16 protein-coding genes and 1 tRNA gene are annotated in these 18,942 nt (G+C 70.4%); 8 read left to right on the top strand and 9 right to left on the bottom strand.

The window, feature by feature from the left end; genetic code table 11:
• Positions 1–47 precede the first annotated feature (47 nt).
• The gene (locus MTF69_RS24605) at positions 48–1,415 is read left to right on the top strand and encodes a hypothetical protein (RefSeq protein ID WP_243337768.1); all 1,368 of its coding nucleotides are present in this window, start codon (positions 48–50) and stop codon (positions 1,413–1,415) included.
• Positions 1,416–1,479: 64 nt separating this feature from the next.
• Here the strand turns inward: MTF69_RS24605 and MTF69_RS24600 are convergent, their stop codons facing one another.
• Positions 1,480–2,097 carry a YceI family protein gene (locus MTF69_RS24600; RefSeq protein WP_243337766.1) on the bottom strand — a complete coding sequence of 206 codons (618 nt, stop codon included), beginning with the start codon at positions 2,095–2,097 and terminating at the stop codon, positions 1,480–1,482.
• 299 nt (positions 2,098–2,396) lie between these two features.
• Between MTF69_RS24600 and MTF69_RS24595 the strand changes: the two genes are divergently transcribed.
• Both MTF69_RS24595 and MTF69_RS24590 read left to right on the top strand, forming a co-directional pair.
• Entirely contained in the window at positions 2,397–3,980 is a 1,584-nt protein-coding gene (locus MTF69_RS24595) for an acyl-CoA carboxylase subunit beta (protein ID WP_243337765.1), read from the top strand.
• 23 nt (positions 3,981–4,003) lie between these two features.
• On the top strand, positions 4,004–4,207 hold the full coding sequence (locus MTF69_RS24590) for an acyl-CoA carboxylase subunit epsilon (protein ID WP_243337762.1): 204 nt from the start codon (positions 4,004–4,006) through the stop codon (positions 4,205–4,207).
• Between the two features lie 70 nt (positions 4,208–4,277).
• Here the strand turns inward: MTF69_RS24590 and MTF69_RS24585 are convergent, their stop codons facing one another.
• The 8 genes from MTF69_RS24585 to MTF69_RS24550 form a co-directional block, all read right to left on the bottom strand.
• A complete protein-coding gene (locus tag MTF69_RS24585; protein ID WP_243337760.1) occupies positions 4,278–4,862 on the bottom strand; it encodes an ATP/GTP-binding protein in 585 nt (194 codons plus the stop codon).
• Positions 4,843–5,436 carry a DUF742 domain-containing protein gene (locus MTF69_RS24580; protein ID WP_243337758.1) on the bottom strand — a complete coding sequence of 198 codons (594 nt, stop codon included), beginning with the start codon at positions 5,434–5,436 and terminating at the stop codon, positions 4,843–4,845. Before MTF69_RS24580 ends, MTF69_RS24585 begins: the two co-directional genes overlap by 20 nt.
• Positions 5,437–5,529: 93 nt before the next feature.
• The gene (locus tag MTF69_RS24575) at positions 5,530–5,943 is read right to left on the bottom strand and encodes a roadblock/LC7 domain-containing protein (RefSeq protein ID WP_243337850.1); all 414 of its coding nucleotides are present in this window, start codon (positions 5,941–5,943) and stop codon (positions 5,530–5,532) included.
• 10 nt (positions 5,944–5,953) lie between these two features.
• Positions 5,954–9,157 (bottom strand): nitrate- and nitrite sensing domain-containing protein, encoded by a 3,204-nt coding sequence (locus tag MTF69_RS24570; protein WP_243337756.1) that lies wholly within the window; start codon positions 9,155–9,157, stop codon positions 5,954–5,956.
• Between the two features lie 308 nt (positions 9,158–9,465).
• On the bottom strand, positions 9,466–10,050 hold the full coding sequence (locus MTF69_RS24565) for an ATP/GTP-binding protein (protein ID WP_243337754.1): 585 nt from the start codon (positions 10,048–10,050) through the stop codon (positions 9,466–9,468).
• Positions 10,031–10,423 (bottom strand): DUF742 domain-containing protein, encoded by a 393-nt coding sequence (locus tag MTF69_RS24560; protein WP_243337752.1) that lies wholly within the window; start codon positions 10,421–10,423, stop codon positions 10,031–10,033. The genes MTF69_RS24565 and MTF69_RS24560 overlap by 20 nt, the downstream gene beginning before the upstream one ends.
• 151 nt (positions 10,424–10,574) lie before the next feature.
• Positions 10,575–10,988, bottom strand: coding sequence for a roadblock/LC7 domain-containing protein (locus MTF69_RS24555; protein WP_008739864.1), 414 nt, complete (start codon positions 10,986–10,988; stop codon positions 10,575–10,577).
• A gap of 9 nt (positions 10,989–10,997) precedes the next feature.
• Positions 10,998–14,807, bottom strand: a complete 3,810-nt coding sequence (locus MTF69_RS24550; protein ID WP_243337751.1) for a nitrate- and nitrite sensing domain-containing protein — start codon at positions 14,805–14,807, stop codon at positions 10,998–11,000.
• A 601-nt stretch (positions 14,808–15,408) separates the two neighbouring features.
• On the opposite strand from MTF69_RS24550, the gene MTF69_RS24545 reads away from it, so the two are divergent.
• The 5 genes from MTF69_RS24545 (at position 15,409) to MTF69_RS24525 (ending at position 18,938) form a co-directional block, all read left to right on the top strand.
• Positions 15,409–15,591: a hypothetical protein gene (locus MTF69_RS24545; RefSeq protein ID WP_243337750.1), complete on the top strand. Its 183-nt coding sequence runs from the start codon at positions 15,409–15,411 to the stop codon at positions 15,589–15,591.
• A 102-nt stretch (positions 15,592–15,693) separates the two neighbouring features.
• Complete coding sequence (locus MTF69_RS24540; protein WP_243337749.1) at positions 15,694–16,500, top strand: fumarylacetoacetate hydrolase family protein; 807 nt, start codon at positions 15,694–15,696, stop codon at positions 16,498–16,500.
• A complete protein-coding gene (gene gltX, locus MTF69_RS24535) occupies positions 16,493–17,971 on the top strand; it encodes a glutamate--tRNA ligase (protein WP_243337748.1) in 1,479 nt (492 codons plus the stop codon). The genes MTF69_RS24540 and gltX overlap by 8 nt, the downstream gene beginning before the upstream one ends.
• 80 nt (positions 17,972–18,051) lie before the next feature.
• A complete protein-coding gene (locus tag MTF69_RS24530) occupies positions 18,052–18,780 on the top strand; it encodes an HAD family hydrolase (RefSeq protein ID WP_243337742.1) in 729 nt (242 codons plus the stop codon).
• 86 nt (positions 18,781–18,866) lie between these two features.
• Positions 18,867–18,938, top strand: a tRNA-Gln gene (locus MTF69_RS24525).
• Positions 18,939–18,942: the final 4 nt, after the last annotated feature.

Raw genomic sequence — 18,942 nt, 5'->3', positions numbered from 1 at the left:
ATGTCCTACTCACACAGAATTGCACCCATTCGGGTAGCGTCATGGATATGAGGACCAGGCTTATATCCGTACCTTTTGGATCGCTGCTGGCCGCTCTGCTGCTGGCGCTGTCCGCGACCGCGCTGCTGGTCGCCCCGGGGGCGTCGGCCGCCGACGGGACCACCACCGTGGCGGAGGCCCTCAAGAAGGGCCCGGTCTACGTGGACCCCCGCGCGGAGGCCCAGCTGCCGCCCGCGCAGGCGGACGCGCTCGCGAAGAAGATCAAGGACGCCGGGAAGCCGGTGTTCGTCGCCGTGCTGCCGGCCACCGCCGAGTTCCCGGCCGCGAGCGTACTGAAGACGGTCCGTACCGAGACCGGGATCACCGGGCTCTACGCGATCCGGCTCGGGGACGGCTTCAACGCCGGGGCCGACCGGGCCGTCATGCCGAGCAACGCGGTCCGCAACCTGGTCGACGCCGTCAAGGCGGGCGGCCCGGCCGACGCGGGCACCGAGCTCAACAACTTCGTGGATCAAGCCCTCGCCCAGGCCAAGGGCACGGCCCCGGCCTCCTGGGGCACCGCGAGCACCGACAGCGGCGCCCCGGTGGGCGCCCTGATCGGGCTCGGCGTGGTGGCCGCCGTCGGCGGTGGCGGGGCGTACGCGCTGGTCAAGCGCAACCGCAGGAAGAAGGAAGAGCTCCGGCGCGAGTCCATCGCCCGGCTGAGCGTGGTCGTCGACGAGGACATCACGGCCTTCGGCGAGGAGCTGGAGCGCCTCGACTTCCACCCCGGTGAGCCCGGCGCCGACGACGCCATGCGCGCGGACTACGAGCAGGGCCTCGACTCCTACGAGAAGGCCAAGCAGATCATGGCCTCCGTGCAGCACCCGCAGGAGGTCAAGGGAGTCACCCAGGCCCTCGAAGACGGCCGCTTCGCCCTGGCCCGCCTCGACGCGCGCCGGCAGGGCCGGCCGCTGCCCGAGCGCCGTGCGCCCTGCTTCTTCGACCCGCGCCACGGGCCGAGCAGCGAGGACGCCGCCTGGGCCCCGGCGGGCGGAGCCGCCCGTACGGTCCCGGTCTGCGCGGCGGACGCCGTCCGGCTGCGCGACGGTCAGGACCCGGCGGTCCGCACCGTCGACACCGAGCACGGTCCGCGCCCCTACTACGACGCCGGCCCGGCCTACGGTCCCTGGGCCGGCGGCTACTTCGGCGGCGGCATCCTGCCCGGCCTGCTCATGGGCACGATGCTCGGTTCGATGATGTCCAGTCCGGCCTACGCCTCCGACTTCGGCGGCGGCAACGGATTCGACGGCGGAGGCTTCGACGGGGGCGACGTCTCCGGAGCCGACTTCAACCCGTCCGACTTCGGCGGCGGGGACTTCGGCGGCGGAGGGGGCTTCGACGGCGGAGGCGGGTTCGGCGGGGGCGACTTCTAGCCGCCCCCGGCCCCGCCCCCGGCCGGGGTCACACCCGGATTCACACTCGGGATCACACCCGGGATCACGCCTGCTTGATCGCCGAGATGTCGAAGGTCAGCTTCACCTTGTCGCTGACCATCACGCCACCGGTCTCCAGCGCCGCGTTCCAGGTCAGGCCCCAGTCGGAGCGCAGGATCTCGGCCGAGCCCTCGAACCCGACGCGCTCGTTGCCGTAGACGTCGGTGGCCGCGCCGCCGAACTCCAGGTCGATGGAGAGCGGGCGCGTGACGTCCTTGATGGTCAGCTCGCCGGTGATGCGGTACTTGTCGCCGCCGAGCTGCTGCGCCTCGGTGGAGCGGAAGGTCATCAGCGGGAAGGTCTCGGTGTCGAAGAAGTCGCCCGAGCGCAGGTGGCCGTCGCGGTCGCCGATGCCGGTGTCGATGGAGGCGATCTTCACGTCGATGGAGGCGGTGGAGCGGGACGGGTCGGCGCCGTCCAGGTGCAGGGCGCCCTCGTGGTCGGCGAAGGCACCGCGCACGTTGGTGACCATCGCGTGGCGGACGGTGAAGCCGATGCTGCTGTGGGAGGCGTCGATGACGTAGTCACCGGTGAGTGCGGCGAGGGCCGGGTCCACGTCGAGGGTGGCGACGGCGGTCGTGGTGGTGGCGGTGTCCTGCGCGCGGCGGGTGAAGAGACCCATGACTGCTCCTTTGTGGGGGGTGCCGCTCGTCGATGTCGGCACTCGTTGAACTTTCAACAACAACGACGCTAGACCCATTCCGTTCAAATTTCAACCTCTGTACTTCTTGCGGGTGACTTGGCCGTGTCTTGGCGACGGCTTGGCGGGGGTTTTGTGAGAAACCGACAAAGGACCAAGGTCCTGCCTGGTGGGCCCCGCTGCACCCCGGACGGTTCTGTCCGGGACGGACAGCGGAAGACACCCGACACTGTGTGGATTCGACGGAGGGTTTTTCCGGTCCGGCTTCGTAAGGTCATTACATGACCGTTGTGGACCAGATTCCGAGCGAGCCGACGGACGCCCGCGGGCGCGTGGCCGAGCTGCACGACCTGCGCGAGCAGGCGCGGCGCGGCCCGAGTGACCGGGCGACCGAAGCGCAGCATGCCAAGGGCAAGCTCACCGCCCGCGAGCGGATCGCGTTGCTGCTCGACGAAGGTTCCTTCAAGGAGGTCGAGCAGCTGCGTCGCCACCGCGCGACCGGGTTCGGCCTGGAGGCCAAGAAGCCCTACACCGACGGTGTCATCACCGGCTGGGGCACGGTCGAGGGCCGTACGGTCTTCGTCTACGCGCACGACTTCCGGATCTTCGGCGGCGCCCTGGGCGAGGCCCATGCGACGAAGATCCACAAGATCATGGACATGGCCATCGCGGCCGGTGCCCCGCTGGTCTCCCTGAACGACGGTGCGGGTGCCCGTATCCAGGAGGGCGTCTCGGCGCTGGCCGGTTACGGCGGCATCTTCCAGCGCAACACCAAGGCCTCGGGTGTCATCCCGCAGATCTCGGTGATGCTGGGCCCCTGCGCGGGCGGCGCGGCCTACTCCCCGGCGCTGACGGACTTCGTGTTCATGGTCCGGGAGACCTCGCAGATGTTCATCACCGGCCCGGACGTGGTCCGCGCGGTGACCGGCGAGGAGATCACCCAGAACGGCCTCGGCGGCGCCGACGTGCACGCCGAGACCTCGGGCGTCGCGCACTTCGCGTACGACGACGAGGAGACCTGCATCTCCGAGGTCCGCTACCTCATCACGATGCTGCCCTCCAACAACCGCGAGAACCCCCCGGTCCACGAGACCAGCGACCCGGCCGACCGCCGGTCCGACGTCCTGCTCGACCTCGTGCCCGCCGACGGCAACCGCCCGTACGACATGCTCAAGGTGATCGAGGAGCTCGTCGACGAGGGCGACGTCCTGGAGATCCACGAGCGCTGGGCCCGCAACATCATCTGCGCGCTCGCGCGGATGGACGGCCAGGTCGTCGGAATCGTGGCCAACCAGCCCGGCCACCTCGCCGGCGTCCTGGACATCCACGCCTCCGAGAAGGCGGCGCGCTTCGTCCAGCTCTGCGACGCCTTCAACATCCCGATCATCACGCTGCTGGACGTGCCCGGCTTCCTGCCGGGCGTCGACCAGGAGCACGGCGGCATCATCCGCCACGGCGCGAAGCTGCTGTACGCGTACTGCAACGCGACCGTGCCGCGGATCTCGCTGATCCTGCGCAAGGCCTACGGCGGCGCGTACATCGTCATGGACTCCCAGTCCATCGGCGCCGACCTGACCTACGCGTGGCCCACCAACGAGATCGCGGTGATGGGCGCCGAGGGCGCCGCCAACGTCATCTTCCGCAAGCAGATCGCGGACGCCGAAGACCCCGAGGCGATGCGCGCGCGCATGGTCAAGGAGTACAAGGCCGAGCTGATGCACCCGTACTACGCGGCCGAGCGAGGCCTCGTCGACGACGTGATCGACCCCGCGGAAACCCGCGAGGTCCTCGTCGCCGCCCTCGCGATGCTCCGCAACAAGCACGCGGACCTGCCGTCGCGCAAGCACGGCAACCCGCCCCAGTAGACGTCGAAGGAGAACTGCCACCGATGAGCAACGCCACAGGCACCCTGCTGAAGGTCGAGAAGGGCAACGCCGAGCCCGAGGAGCTGGCCGCGATCACCGCGATCCTGCTCGCCCGCGCCGCGGCCGCCCCCGAAGAGACCTCGGCTGCCGCCGTCCGCTCCCAGGCCGGCTGGCGCCGCCTGGAGCGCACCCCCGGCTTCCGCGGCCCGCGCAGCTGGCAGGGCTAGTACCCCGAAGCACGAGAAAGCCCCCCGCACTCCTCGGAGTGCGGGGGGCTTTCCCATGCGGCCGGGACGGCTACCGCAGGCGGGCCATGAGGGCGTGCTCGACCAGGGTGATGAGCGCGCTCTTGGCGTCCGTGCGGTGGCGGGCGTCGGTGATGATGATGGGGGCGTCCGGGCCGATCTGCAGGGCCTCGCGGACTTCCTCCGGGGTGTAGGGCTGGTGCCCGTCGAAGCCGTTGAGGGCGATGACGAAGGGCAGGCCGCTGTTCTCGAAATAGTCGACGGCGGGGAAGCAGTCGGCGAGACGGCGGGTGTCGACGAGGACCACGGCGCCGATGGCGCCGCGGACGAGGTCGTCCCACATGAACCAGAAGCGGTCCTGACCGGGAGTACCGAAGAGGTACAGGATCAGGTCCTGGTCCAGGGTGATGCGGCCGAAGTCCATGGCGACCGTGGTGGTCGTCTTGTCCCCGGTGTGGGTCAGGTCGTCGATGCCGGCGGAGGCGCTCGTCATGACGGCCTCGGTGCGCAGGGGGTTGATCTCGGAGACGGCGCCGACGAACGTGGTCTTGCCCACGCCGAAGCCACCCGCCACCACGATCTTCGCGGAGGTGGTGGAGCGAGGAGCCGCTCCGCCGTTAGAGCTTGCGAAGTCCACTGAGCACCCTTTCGAGCAGTGTCACATCTGGCTGGCCGCCGGCGGACTCGTCGCCGCCGGGCTGGTGGATGGCTACGAGGCCCGCCTCCGCCAGGTCGGCGACGAGGATCCGGGCTACGCCAAGAGGAATGGAAAGAAGTGCCGAGATCTCCGCGACGGATTTGATCTCCTGGCACAGGAGGCAGATGCGCTGGTGCTCGGGCAACTGCCCTTGCAGACGCGCGGGGTCGGCCGTGGTGCTGACCAGGGCCTCGATGGCGAGCTGGTAGCGCGGACGGGTCCGGCCACCGGTCATCGCGTACGGACGCACCAGCGGGTTGTGCGCCTGCGGAGCCTGCGGACGGCCACCGCGCGGAGGCTGCTGCGGGGACCGGTAGGACTGGCCCGGCTGCTGCGGCCGGCCGTACGGCTGCTGCTGGTAGGGCTGCCGCTGGTACGGCTGCTGCCCGGCGGCCGGGTCGTGCTCCGGCGCGGGCCGGTTGCTGGGAGCGGAAGGGAAGTTGAAGCGGTTCTGGTCGTGCCCACCCTGCGGCTGCTGCGCGCCGCCATAGGGATGTCCTCCGGGTGTTGTCACGTTTCCTCCTCCGACTCCAAGTACGCAGTACTCCCTGTGGAACCGCGCCACCGCACCCTATGGTGCAGTGACGCGAAACGCACTGCCTGTCTGCTAGTTGAGAAGCCCGCCCTGCAGTTCCGCGCGCAGGTCCGGGGTGAGGACACTGCCCGCGCGATCCACCAGAAGGGCCATCTCGTAACCCACGAGGCCGATGTCGCACTCGGGGTGTGCGAGCACCGCGAGCGAGGATCCGTCGGAGACGGACATGAGGAAGAGGAATCCCCGGTCCATCTCCACAACGGTCTGGTTGACGGCGCCGCCCTCGAAGATGCGCGAGGCACCCGCGGTGAGGGAGGTCAGCCCGGAGGCCACCGCGGCGAGCTGGTCGGCCCGGTCGCGGGGGAAGCCCTCGGACATAGCCAGAAGGAGGCCGTCGGCGGAGACCACCACCGTGTGAGACACCCCTGGGGTGTTGTCCACGAAGTTCGTGATCAACCAGTTCAGGTTCTGTGCCGCCTGGCTCATCGCGCTCACACTAACGCTCCTGGTCATAGCTGTTACTTGACTGCTCGGATCCCGCGTTGCGGCCCTGCTCGACACCGCGTCGCAGGTTGCTCAACCTGCCACGGACGTCCTCCGGGGCCCGGGAGACCTGGGGGCCGCCCTGCGGAGTCGTCTCCGCGGCACCCTCGACCAGGTTGGCCTTGGGCACCCGCCGAGGGAGACCGGACGGGGTGACCCCGCCCGCCTTCGGCTCACGGAGCTTGGCGGCCTGCTGCCAGCGCTCGTCGTTGTTCGAGCGCCAGTCGGCAGGGCCTTCCGTTTCCCCGGTGGCCCGCTCCGGCGCCGCGGGCTGCTGCTGACGCTGCGGCCGCTGCTCGAAGAGGGATCCGGAGGACTCCGCTTCCTGCTGTCCCGGCCGCTGCTGCGGCTGGCTGCCGCGTCGCGGCAGGCCCGCCCCGGTCACCTGGTGGCCGGCGTCGGCAGTGGCGCCCGGACGGTCGAAGCCTACGCGCTCCGGGGCCGGTTCGGGAGCGGCCGGTGATTCCGATTCGGTCCCGTAATCCTGCTGGTAGGAGCCCGAGTAGGTGTTCTGCTGGGGCCACTCCGCAGCTGCGGAGGGGGAATCGTACCCGCCGTCATAGGCCGGGAGATCCTGTCGCTGATCCGTGTACCCGGGTTCCGGATACGCGTACTCCTGCTGGGTGTACGCGTCGTATCCCTGCCCGGCCTGAGCGGATTCGTAACCGAGGTCGTAGCCCTGCGCGGGCTGCTGCTCGTAGCCCTGGTACGGCTGGTACGCGTGCTCCGGCTGCGGTTCCGGATACTCCGCCGCGGGCTCGTCGTACGCCGGCTGCGCCTGCGGGTAGCCGACCTGCGCCTCCAGCGCGGCCCGGCGCTCCTCACGGCCCAGGGAGCGGCCGACCGGGTCGGCGGCGGGCTCGTCGTAACCCGGCTGGTCGGCCCGGTGGACCTCGTAGCGGGAGTCGTCGAAGCCGAGCTCGGCGGCCGTGCGCAGCGGAGCCGGCTGCTGGGCCTGCTGGCGCGGGATCATCTGGGAGACCGTGAAGTCGTCCGCCGGGACCTCCTCGCCACCGCCACCGTGGGTGATGGCGTCGGGGAGCATGACCAGCGAGGTGGTGCCGGCCGCTTCGCCCGAGGGGCGCAGCTGGACGCGGATGCCGTGCCGGTCGGCCAGCCGGCCGACCACGAACAGACCCATGCGCTGCGAGATCGCGGCGTCCACGGTCGGCGGGTTGGCCAGCTTGTGGTTGATGTCCGCGAAGTCCTCGGCCGTCAGGCCGATTCCCTTGTCGTGGATCTCGACCATCACGCGGCCGTCGGGCAGACGCGTCGCGTTGACCCGGACCTTGGTCTGCGGGGAGGAGAAGGTGGTGGCGTTCTCCAGGAGCTCGGCGAGCAGGTGCACGAGGTCGGTCACGGCCTGGCCGTGGATCTCGGCGTCGGAGACGCCCGACAGCTCGACGCGCTCGTACTGCTCCACCTCGGAGGAGGCGGCGCGCAGGACGTCGACGAGGGGGACCGGCTGGTCCCAGCGGCGGCCCGGCTCCTCACCCGCGAGGATGAGGAGGTTCTCGCCGTTGCGGCGCATGCGGGTGGCCAGGTGGTCCAGGCGGAAGAGGTTCTCCAGCTGGTCCGGGTCGGCCTCGTTGTTCTCCAGCTCGGTGATCAGGCTCAGCTGGCCCTCGATCAGCGACTGGTTGCGCATGGAGAGGTTCGTGAAGATCGCGTTGACGTTGCCCCGCAGGAGGGCCTGCTCGGCGGCGAGCCGGACGGCCTCCCGGTGGACCTGGTCGAAGGCGCGGGCGACCTCGCCGATCTCGTCCTGGGAGTCGATCGGGATCGGCACCACCCGGGTGTCGACCTTGCCCGGGTCGGTGCGCGAGAGCTGGTCGACGAGCATCGGCAGGCGCTGCTCGGCGATGTCGAAGGCGGCACCGCGCAGACGGCGCATCGCCCGGCCCATCTGGCGGGCCATCATGCCGGCCAGGATGAAGGCGGCGAGCAGGGCCACGACCACGATGGCGCCGGTCAGGATGGCGTCGTTGCGGGCCTCGTCGGAGACCGATCCGGCGTCCCCCAGAGCCTTGTCGAGGAGTTCCTTCTCGAGCTGGTTGTAGCCGTCGAACTTGGCGGTCGCGGCAGCCTGCCAGGCCGCCGGGGTGGTACCGCCCAGGGCGAGGGCGGCCGGCTTCGCGCCGCCGGCTATCGCCTCGGTCATGCCGGTGAGCGCGGAACCATTGACCACCGGAGGAGCCCGGAAGACGGTGCCCGCCTGCTCGGCCGCCTGCTTGGCGTCGACGAGCTTCTTGGCGCCCTCCTCGGACTTCGCGCCCATGATGTCCTTCAGGCGCGCGACGTCCTCGTCGGTGCCGGCGGCGACGTACTCGCCGATGGCGATCTCTTCGAGGTACGCGTACGAGGAGAAGGCGACGAGCTGGGCCTTGCGGATGTCCTCGTCGTCGTTCGGCCGCACCAGCAGGTGCGTGCCCACCGAGCGCTGCAGCGAGTTCGCGGCCTTGGACAGCTCGAGCGCGTAGACCATGCGGCCGTACGAGGTCACGTTGCCGGTGCCGAGGCCCAGCTCGTTGGAGAACTGCATGAGGTAGTGCTGGACCAGCACGTACCCCTCTTCGGTCGGGATCGGGCCCATGGCCTTGGGGAGGGCCTTCTTCGGCGTCTCCAGCTGCGCCAGGTAGGCCGTCTTGCGGACCTGCTCCAGCTTCGGCTCCTCCTGGCGGAAGAGCTCGAGGCGGCGCTCCAGGCCCTGGCCCTCGGGCAGGTCCTTCGCGGCCTCGGTGAACTTGGCCTTGGCCGCGTCGGTGGCGGCGTACGCCGCCAGTACGGGCTCGGACTCGCGCTGGCCCTTGAGCAGGGGCTCGGCCGTCAGGTCGCGCTCGTTGAGGAGCGCCTGGCCGTACTCGGCGGCGGCCTGGACGATGACGGCGGTCTTCTCGGCGTCCTTGGCCTCGTCCCAGGTGTCGATGGACCCCTTCACCTGGAAGCCGCCCATGACCAGTCCGACGAGGACCGGGACGAGCAGGATGGCGTTCAGACGGGTCGGCACGCGCCAGTTGCGGGGCGAGAACCTGCTGGTGCTTCCACCGCTCACGGATGGTTCCACGGGTACGTCAAAGGATGACGCGGCCGCGCGCGGCGGCGGGGTGAAGTTGCCGCGCGCGGGTTCATCCGCGGGGCTCGAGTTGCTTCGCCTCACTCGACCAACAACCTCTCGGCGGTGCTACTAGCTAGTTCGTTGAATTCCAGCACGGTTAACGGCCGTGTTCCAAACAGTTGAAATCGGCCATTCCTAGAGCCTTATGCCCCACATAAATCGGACATAAAGAGCGTCCTGCGGCAAAAACGGGGCCAGTTGTGAGCGCAGCGACACCGGGCGAACGCACCGTGTCGCCAACTACCGGCAATTCTCTGTCGAAACGTTATGAACGAAGGGGGGCGGGCCGTGTCCTATGACACAGCCCGCCCCCAAACCAGCCGGTGAAGCACTCGCCCCGCGGCGCAGCCCTACTTGAGCCGCGCCATCAGGGCGTGCTCGACGAGCGTGATGAGCGCGCTCTTGGCGTCCGCGCGGTGGCGGGCGTCGGTGGTGATGATGGGGGCGTCCGGGCCGATCTGCAGGGCCTCGCGGACTTCCTCCGGGGTGTAGGGCTGGTGCCCCTCGAAGCCGTTGAGCGCCACGACGAACGGCAGGCCGCTGTTCTCGAAGTAGTCGACGGCCGGGAAGCAGTCGGCCAGGCGCCGCGTGTCGACCAGGACGATCGCCCCGATCGCGCCGCGCACGAGGTCGTCCCACATGAACCAGAAGCGGTCCTGACCGGGAGTACCGAAGAGGTACAGGATCAGGTCCTGGTCCAGGGTGATGCGGCCGAAGTCCATGGCGACCGTGGTGGTCGTCTTGTCCCCGGTGTGGGTCAGGTCGTCGATGCCCGCGCTCGCGGACGTCATCACGGCCTCGGTGCGCAGCGGGTTGATCTCGGAGACGGCGCCGACGAACGTGGTCTTGCCCACGCCGAAACCACCCGCCACCACGATCTTCGCGGAGGTGGTGGAGCGAGGAGCCGCCCCACCGTTAGAGCTTGCGAAGTCCACTGAGAACCCTCTCGAGCAGCGTTACATCCGGCGTTCCGCCGGCCTCTCCATTGCCCGGCTGGTGGATGGCCACCATGCCGGCCTCCGCCAGGTCGGCGACGAGGATCCGTGCGACACCGAGCGGCATGTTCAGCAGCGCGGAGACCTCCGCGACCGACTTGACCTCACGGCACAGGGTGCAGATGCGCTGGTGCTCCGGGAGCAGCCCGGACAGGTGCATCGGATCGGCCGTGGTGCTGACCAGGGCCTCGATGGCGAGCTGGTAGCGCGGTCGGGTCCGGCCACCGGTCATCGCGTACGGACGAACCAGCGGCTGGTCGCCTTCCGAGTACGAGTCTCCGTACTGATCGGAATAGGCGGGGGGCGGGGTCATTGATCCTCCGGGCTGGACAGCAAAGGTCAGCGTGCCGTCTGACGGGGCGGCCGGTGGGGGGACGGTATGACGGCCTGGCGGTGGTACTGGGTTCCGGGGCCGCGGCCCCGGTCCCCCGGCCGGCAGTACCGTCCGGCCGGGAGAGCGGCAGTCAGATGAGCAGGCTTCCCTGCAGTTCCGCGCGCAGGTCCGGGGTGAGGACACTGCCGGCGCGGTCCACGAGGAGGGCCATCTCGTAACCCACGAGGCCGATGTCGCACTCGGGGTGCGCCAGTACGGCCAGCGAGGATCCGTCGGAGACGGACATCAGGAAGAGGAATCCGCGGTCCATCTCCACCACCGTCTGGTTGACGGCGCCACCCTCGAAGATGCGGGACGCACCCGCGGTGAGGGAGGTCAGCCCGGAGGCCACCGCGGCGAGCTGGTCGGCCCGGTCGCGGGGGAAGCCTTCGGACATCGCCAGAAGGAGGCCGTCGGCGGAGACCACCACGGTGTGGGACACCCCGGGGGTGTTGTCCACGAAGTTCGTGATCAACCAGTTCAGGTTCTGTGCCGCCTGGCTCATCGAACTCAACTATCGCTCCTGCTGGTAAGTGGGGTCGACGTGGTAACTGCCGGTGGCCGGGCCGGTGGTGCCGGCCTGCCGACCCTGCTGGATACCGCGTCGGAGGTTGGTGAGACGCCCGCGGACATCGTCCGGGGATCGCGAAACCTGGGGGCCGGCCTGTGCTTCGGCCTGCTGCTGCGCGGTGCCGGCCACGAGGTTCGCCCGCGGGACCCGGCGGGGCAGACCCGACGTGGTGATACCGCCGGCGGCGGGCTGGCGCACGCGCTCGGCCTGCCGCATCAGCTCGTCGTTCGGCGAGGAGCGCCAGCTCACGGTCGGCACGGCGCCGGTGGCCGTCTGCGCGGACTCGGCCGGAGCCTCCTCCTGGGCGCGCTGCGGCAGCTGGTGCTGCTGCGGGCGCTGGGGGGAGGCCGGAGCCGGAGCCGCCGGAGCGGACTGCTGCGCCTGCTGGCCCTGCTGCTGGGGTACGGCCGTCGGCGCCTGCCCGGCGGCCTGAGCGGCCTCCTGGCGGAACCAGTTCGACTCCAGCGTGTCGAAGATCGGGCTGCGGCCCTCGCCGGTGCCCGGACCGGCCGGGGGCAGTGCCTCCGGCCGGGTCGCCTGCGGCAGCCGCGGAGCCTCTGCGCGCGGAGTCGGTACGGGGGCGTAGTTGCCCTGGGGCTGCGACTGCGGCTGGGGGGCCTGGCCGGGCTGGGCGTAGCCGCCGACACCGGGGCCACCGGGCCGCTGGGCCTGGAAGTCCTGGCGGGCGAACTGCCCCGTGGAGGCCGGGTCGCCGAAGTCCTGGCGGGCGAACTGGCCGGTGGAGGCCGGGTCGCCGAAGTCGGGACGGGCGAACTGGCCCGTGGCGCCGTTGTCGTGGCCGCCGGCCTGGGGAGCCGGGGCGTTGAAGTCGGGGCGGGGGAACTCGGACGTGGAACCGGGGCCCGACAGCTCGTCGTGGCCGCGCGGAACGTCGTGCTGCCCGCGCTGGCCCGCACCCCAACTGGTGGTCTGGGGCATCGCGGCGGGGCCGCCGACCGCGCCCGGGAGCTCCGGACGGGGCGCGCCACCGCGCGGCGGGAGCTGCGGCCGGGGGCTGCGGCCGGCCGGGCCGCCGGTCTGCTGCTGGCCCGGACCCTGCTGACCCTGACCCTGCTGCGGGGCCGGCTGCTGGGGCTGGAACGGAGCCTGCTGCTGGGGCTGCTGAGGGCGCTCGAAGCCGTTGCCCTGCGGGAAGCCGCCGGGACCGGACGCCGTGGGGCCGCCGGCCGGACGGGCCTGCGGACCGCCGAAGCCGCCCGGGCCGCCGGGACCGGAGACCGGACCGCGGCCGGGCAGCGGAGCACCCGAACCGAAGGCGCTCTGCGTCTGGCCGCCGGGGCCCTGCTGCTGAGGCCGTCCGCCCTGCGGGCCGGGGCCCTGGGGCTGACCGCCGGGGGCGCCGTCGCGGCCCGGCAGGGCCGCGCGCTGGCTGCCGGCCGAAACCTGGCCGCGCTGCGGGGCGGCGCCCACGGGGGGACGCGCGCCGGGAGCGGGGATCGAGCCCTGCGCCTGGCCGCCGGGACCACCCTGACCGGGGGCGCCGGGGGAACCCTGACCGCCCTGGCCGGGCATCGGGGCCGGCTTCTTGCCGCCCTGGGCGACGTCCACCGGGAGCATGACGAGGGCCGTCGTACCGCCCGAGTCGGAGGGGCGGAGCTGGATGCGGATGCCGTGTCGCAGGGACAGGCGGCCGACCACGAACAGGCCCATGCGGCGGGAGACGGAGACGTCCACGGTCGGCGGCGACGCGAGCCGCTCGTTGATCGCGGCGAGGTCCTCGGGGGAGAGGCCGATGCCGGTGTCGTGGATCTCGACGAGCACGCGGCCGTCGGGCAGCGCGTGCCCGGTGACCTTCACCTTGGTCTGCGGGGAGGAGAACGAGGTGGCGTTCTCCAGCAGCTCGGCGAGCAGGTGCACGAGGTCGTTGACGACGCGGCCGGCGACGTCGGTGCCGGGCACCGACGAGAGTTCGATGCGCTCGTACTGCTCCACCTCGGACGCCGCGGCACGGAGCACGTCGACGAGCGGGACGGGGCGGGTCCACCGGCGGCCCGGCTCCTCGCCCGCGAGGACGAGGAGGTTTTCGCCGTTACGGCGCATGCGGGTCGCGAGGTGGTCGAGCTTGAAGAGCGAGGACAGCTGGTCCGGGTCGGCCTCGCGCGACTCCAGCTCGGAGATGAGCGAGAGCTGGCGCTGGATGAGGCCCTGCGAACGGCGCGAGAGGTTGGTGAACATCGCGTTGACGTTGCCTCGCAGGAGGGCCTGCTCGGCGGCGAGGCGGACGGCCTCGCGGTGCACGTCGTCGAAGGCCGCGGCCACCTGGCCGATCTCGTCGCGGGTGTGCAGACCGACGGACTCCACCGTCGTGTCCACGTCCTGCGGGTCGGACTCGGACAGCTGCTTGACGAGCTCGGGCAGCCGGTCCTGGGCGACGCGGGTCGCGGTGTCCTGGAGGCGGCGCAGGGAGCGGATCATCGAGCGGGCCATGACGAAGGCGCCGACGAGGGAGACACCGAGGACGAGGAGGATCAGCGCACCGTTGATGAGCGCGTCGCGCTGCGACTCGTTCTTGAGCTCGCGGGCCTTCTGCTCCATGTCCTCGAGCAGGGTGAGCTCGATGACCTTCATGGCCTGGAGCTTCACGTCGTCCGCGTCGTACCAGTCCATCCAGGACCGGGGCTTCTCCTTGACGAACTGGTCCTTGTTCCCGAGGACGCGGCGCGCGTAGCCGTCGGCGTTGCCGATTTCCTGGTTGCCGTCGCCGAGCGAGGCGAGGAGCTCCTCGGGCTTGCCCTGGTAGGCGAGTTCGAAGGTCTTCTGCGCCTGCTCTTCGCTGTTCTGCGCGGAGCGGGCGTACAGACGGTCGTTCTCGCTGAGGCTGCCGGGCTGCCTGGGGTCGGCGGGGAGCGCGGCGGCGATGATCGCGCGCTGGATGGAGGCGTACTCCTTGGCGGAGGAGAACGCGGCCAGGGCGCGGGTGCGCTTGATCATCTCGGGGTTCGAGGTGGCCTGCGCCATTTCCTGCGAGAGGGAGAGCAGCGAGACGACCAGCGCGTTGTACTCGGTGACGGTCTGCTGGGCGCCGTTCTGGTACGCGCCCTTGCGGATCTCTTCGAGGTTGTTGAGCCCGTGTGCGATCTGCAGGATGTTGTTGCGGATCGACCTGAGCGTCTCGTCGTTGCCCTCGGCGACGTCGACCTTGTCGGTCGCGGCGGCGAAGGCCCTGACGGCGGAGTCGGTGGAGTCGCGGACACCCTTGACGAGGGTGCTGGGCTTGCCCGACTTGTCGACGGACAGCGGACCGGCGGAGTTGTCACGCTCGGCCTGGAGCATGGCGGCCAGGTTGGTGGCCTGCCGGGTCATCGTCGTCAGCAGCTGCATGTGCTCCAGCTGCGCGATGTCGTTGAGAGAGTCGTTGATGCGGAAGCCACCGAGGGTGGTGGCGGCGACGACCGGCAGGGTCAGCAGCGACACCAGTCGCGTACTGATGCGCCAGTTCTGCATGGCGAGGCGGGAACCGGACCCACGGGGGGTCTGGGGTATCGCGACGTCGCGGCCGCCCGACTCGTCGTCGGCCTTGGAGCCGCCCTTGGACTTGGCGCGGCCCTTGGGCTTCACCGTGACGGAGCCGTCGGGGCCCCCGCTCTCGACAGCCGGCCCGCGGTTCTGGGCGTGCTGGGGCGAGGAGCCACGGTCGGTCCCGCCGCGCGGGTCCTGCTCCGGCGCGGCTTCCCCACGGCCCTGACGGGCCTGGGGAGACCCCTTGTCATCCCTCTTGAATCGTCCCTGCACTAGCGTCGCAACCTCTGGACCAGGCGTCCCGCCGGGCGACCGGTGGGACGGTGTCGAGTCGTGGGGCAATGCGCCCCATGGTGGTCGTCGGTGACCGGCGCGTCTCCCTCTCCGTTGCCGCCGCGCTCGGCGCTGTCTCGCGCCATTTGCGCGCCGGCTGTTCCCGCGGCGGTCCCGCGAATTCCAGCACAGAGGCGGATCTCCAACAAGGTGCGAGTCCTGCGCTGGACGGTCGGTCACGTCTGGTGACGCGTGCGCTACCCGTCGTGCGTGCCAATTCATATGGAATCGGACTTACGCCGCCCAAACCTCGCGCCTGGCAAGCTGTCCCAGTCGCGATGATCGGGAGCGGAATGACGCATTCAGTGGCGCAATGTCCGTTTTATGGGGCGAAATTGACTGCCCGTTATGCCCGTAATGCCTGGCCACTGGTGAGCAAACTCACATAGCCGTGGCCATTACTTCCCGGTTCGGCGGGGGATTCAGATGTTTAGCCTTGAGCTTTACAGGGTTGCCGCGAGCGACAAGTGGCACTCCGAAGGCATCCCGGCGGCGGCCGCCGCCACCATCCGACCTAGTGAGCCGAGGGCTTCGCACTCCGATGAAGACGACGATGATGTTCCGCAACATAGCCAACCCGCGCCGCACCACCCTCGCGCACCTCAAGGACGCCGAGGAGCTGCAGGCCGTGCCGGTCCCGGAGCACACCGTCGAGCTGCCGGCCCAGACCGCGAACCCGCGCCGCACCATCCTCATGAACGCACCGGTCGCCGCCGCGCAGTAAGAGGGTGTCCGGCGAAAGCCGCGCGAAGCGTCGGCCCCCACCGCGTTAGCCTGGAGTCCGCAGACTCCAGCCAGCGGAAATACAGAGGGGCAGACGCAACACGTGCGCATCGCCAGGTTCTCGATCGACGGCAATGTCGCGTTCGGCGCGGTCGAGGGCAGCACTGCCCCCGGCGCCGAAGGTGAGCTCGTCCTCGACATCATCAAGGGCATCCCGTTCGCGGACTTCGAGCTCTCGGGCACGAAGGTCCCGCTGAGCAAGGTCCGGCTGCTGCCGCCCGTGCTCCCGAACAAGGTCGTGGCCATCGGCCGCAACTACGCGGAGCACGCGGCGGAGCTGGGTAACGCCATCTTTGACAGTGAAGGCCGTCCGGACGCCCCCATCACCTTCTTCAAGCCCTCCACCTCGGTGGTCGGCCCGGGCGACCCGATCGCGTACCCGTCCTTCTCCCAGGACCTCCACCACGAGGCGGAGCTCGCCGTGGTCATCGGCCGCATGTGCCGCGAGGTCCCGCGCGAGCGCGTCAAGGACGTCATCCTCGGCTACACCTGCGCCAACGACGTCACCGCGCGCGACGTCCAGCAGCGCGAGAAGCAGTGGGCCCGCGCCAAGGGCTTCGACAGCTCCTGCCCCCTCGGCCCCTGGATCGAGACGGACCTCGACCCCAGCGACCTGGCCATTCAGTGCACCGTCAACGGCGAACAGCGCCAGCTCGGCCGCACCAGCGAGATGGTCCGCTCCATCGAGGACCTGATCGTGCACATCACCGAGGCCATGACGCTGCTCCCGGGCGACGTCATCCTCACGGGGACCCCGGCCGGAGTCGGCCCCCTGAACGTCGGCGACGAGGTCGCCGTCACCATCGAAGGCATCGGCACTCTCACCAACAAGGTGATCAAGCGTGGCTAACGCGACCCCCCGCGTACGTTTCTGTCCGTCCCCGACCGGCAACCCCCACGTGGGTCTGGTCCGCACGGCCCTCTTCAACTGGGCGTTCGCCCGCCACCACGGCGGCACGTTCGTCTTCCGCATCGAGGACACCGACGCGGCCCGCGACTCCGAGGAGTCCTACGACCAGCTGCTCGACTCGCTGCGCTGGCTCGGCTTCACCTGGGACGAGGGCCCCGAGGTCGGCGGCCCGCACGCCCCGTACCGCCAGTCCGAGCGCATGGACATCTACAAGGATGTCGCGCGCAAGCTCCTCGACGGCGGCTACGCGTACCACTGCTACTGCACCACCGAGGAGCTCGACGCCCGCCGCGCGGCCGCCCGCGCCGCCGGCAAGCCCTCCGGCTACGACGGGCACTGCCGCGAGCTGACCACCGTGCAGGTCGAGGCGTACGAGGGCGAGCACCGCGCCTCCATCGTCCGCTTCCGGATGCCCGACGAGCCGATCACCTTCACGGACCTGGTCCGCGGAGAGCTGACCTTCACCCCGGACAACGTGCCGGACTTCGGCATCGTCCGGGCCAACGGCGCACCGCTGTACACGCTGGTCAACCCGGTCGACGACGCGCTGATGGAGATCACCCACGTCCTGCGCGGCGAGGACCTGCTCTCCTCCACCCCCCGCCAGATCGCCCTGTACAAGGCGCTGATCGAGCTGGGCGTCGCCAAGGACACCCCCGCGTTCGGCCACCTGCCGTACGTGATGGGCGAGGGCAACAAGAAGCTCTCCAAGCGCGACCCCGAGGCCTCCCTCAACCTGTACCGCGAGCGCGGCTTCCTCCCCGAGGGCCTGCTGAACTACCTCTCGCTGCTCGGCTGGTCCTTCTCCAAGGACCAGGACATCTTCTCGATCGAGGAGATGGTGGAGAAGTTCGACATCCCGGACGTCAACGCCAACCCGGCGCGCTTCGACCTCAAGAAGGCCGAGTCGATCAACGGCGACCACATCCGCCTGCTCGACCCGAAGGCCTTCGCGGACGCCTGCGCCCCGTGGCTGCAGGCCCCGCACGCCAACTGGGCGCCCGAGGACTTCGACGCCGCCGCCTGGGAGCGCATCGCGCCCCACGCACAGACCCGCGTCACGGTCCTCTCCGACATCACGGCCAACGTCGACTTCCTGTTCCGCAAGGAGCCGGTGGAGGACCAGGCCTCGTGGGACAAGGCGATGAAGGGCGACCCGGCGGCCCTCCTCACCACGGCCCGCGAGAACCTCGCCGCCGCGGACTGGTCGGACCCCGAGTCGCTCAAGCAGGCGGTCCTCACCGCCGGTGAAGCCCACGGCCTCAAGCTCGGCAAGGCCCAGGCCCCGGTACGCGTCGCGGTCACCGGCCGCACGATCGGTCTCCCGCTCTTCGAGTCCCTCGAGATCCTGGGCAAGGACCGCTCCCTGTCCCGCATCGACGCGACCCTGGCGAAGCTCGCCACCGCGTAAGCAGCACCCGTACCGTCCCCGGGGGCGGCAGCTCCGCAAAGGGCTGCCGCCCCCGGGGCGTTCCGCGTAGGGTCGGCCGTATGGCGATCCGTGCGGTGCTGTGGGACATCGACGACACCCTTTTCGACTACACCGGGGCCGACCGGGCCGGGCTCGCGGCGCACCTGGTCGACGAGGGGCTCGCGGAGCGGTACGGGGCTCCGCGCGAGGCGCTCGCGCTGTGGCGGCGGATCACCGACCGGCACTGGGAGCGGTTCGCGGCCGGGGAGGGCACCTTCCAGGGGCAGCGCCGGGACCGGGTGCGGGAGTTCCTCGGGGAGCCCCTGCTGACCGACGCCCAGGCCGACGACTGGTTCGGGCGGTACGTGGAGCACTACACGGCCGCCTGGGAGCTCTTCCCCGACGTGGTGCCCGTACTGGACGCCCTGGCCGCCGGCTACCGCCACGGGGTGCTCTCCAACTCCTCCGTGGCCAACCAGGACCCCAAGCTGCGCCACCTCGGCCTGCGCGACCGCTTCGAGGTCCTGGTGTGCGCCGTGGAGCTGGGCGTCAGCAAGCCCGAGGCCGGGGCCTTCCTCGCCGCGTGCGCCGAGATGGGGCTGGAGCCGGGGGAGGTGGTCTACGTGGGAGACCAGCCGGAGATCGACGCGCGCGGGGCCCGTGACGCCGGGCTGACGGCCGTGTGGCTCGACCGCGACGGATCGCGCGGCCCCGGACCCGAGGGCGTGCACCGGATCGCCGGACTCGAGCGGCTCCCGCAGGTGCTGGCCGGGGATACCCGTTTTGGAGCACGGTCAGCCATCCGGTAATGTTCTTTCTGCGCCGCCCGCTCGGGCCGAAAGGCCGGGCCGGAGACGCTAACCGAACGAAAGTACCTCAGGGTCTTGCGTTTTGGTGGGCTATAGTGTAATTGGCAACACGAGAGTTTCTGGTTCTCTTATTCTAGGTTCGAGTCCTGGTAGCCCAGCGCA

It is taken from the genome of Streptomyces sp. AP-93 (assembly GCF_022808175.1).
GTDB lineage: Bacteria > Actinomycetota > Actinomycetes > Streptomycetales > Streptomycetaceae > Streptomyces.
This window is presented reverse-complemented; position numbering and strand designations above follow the sequence as displayed.

Coding starts and splice junctions, on each gene's coding strand:
- MTF69_RS24605 (WP_243337768.1), top strand. CDS start 48: ATGAGGACCAGGCTTATATCCGTACCTTTTGGATCGCTGCTGGCCGCT.
- MTF69_RS24545 (WP_243337750.1), top strand. CDS start 15,409: ATGAAGACGACGATGATGTTCCGCAACATAGCCAACCCGCGCCGCACC.
- MTF69_RS24600 (WP_243337766.1), bottom strand. CDS start 2,097: ATGGGTCTCTTCACCCGCCGCGCGCAGGACACCGCCACCACCACGACC.
- MTF69_RS24575 (WP_243337850.1), bottom strand. CDS start 5,943: ATGAGCCAGGCGGCACAGAACCTGAACTGGTTGATCACGAACTTCGTG.
- MTF69_RS24590 (WP_243337762.1), top strand. CDS start 4,004: ATGAGCAACGCCACAGGCACCCTGCTGAAGGTCGAGAAGGGCAACGCC.
- MTF69_RS24595 (WP_243337765.1), top strand. CDS start 2,397: ATGACCGTTGTGGACCAGATTCCGAGCGAGCCGACGGACGCCCGCGGG.
- MTF69_RS24530 (WP_243337742.1), top strand. CDS start 18,052: ATGGCGATCCGTGCGGTGCTGTGGGACATCGACGACACCCTTTTCGAC.
- MTF69_RS24560 (WP_243337752.1), bottom strand. CDS start 10,423: ATGACCCCGCCCCCCGCCTATTCCGATCAGTACGGAGACTCGTACTCG.
- MTF69_RS24555 (WP_008739864.1), bottom strand. CDS start 10,988: ATGAGCCAGGCGGCACAGAACCTGAACTGGTTGATCACGAACTTCGTG.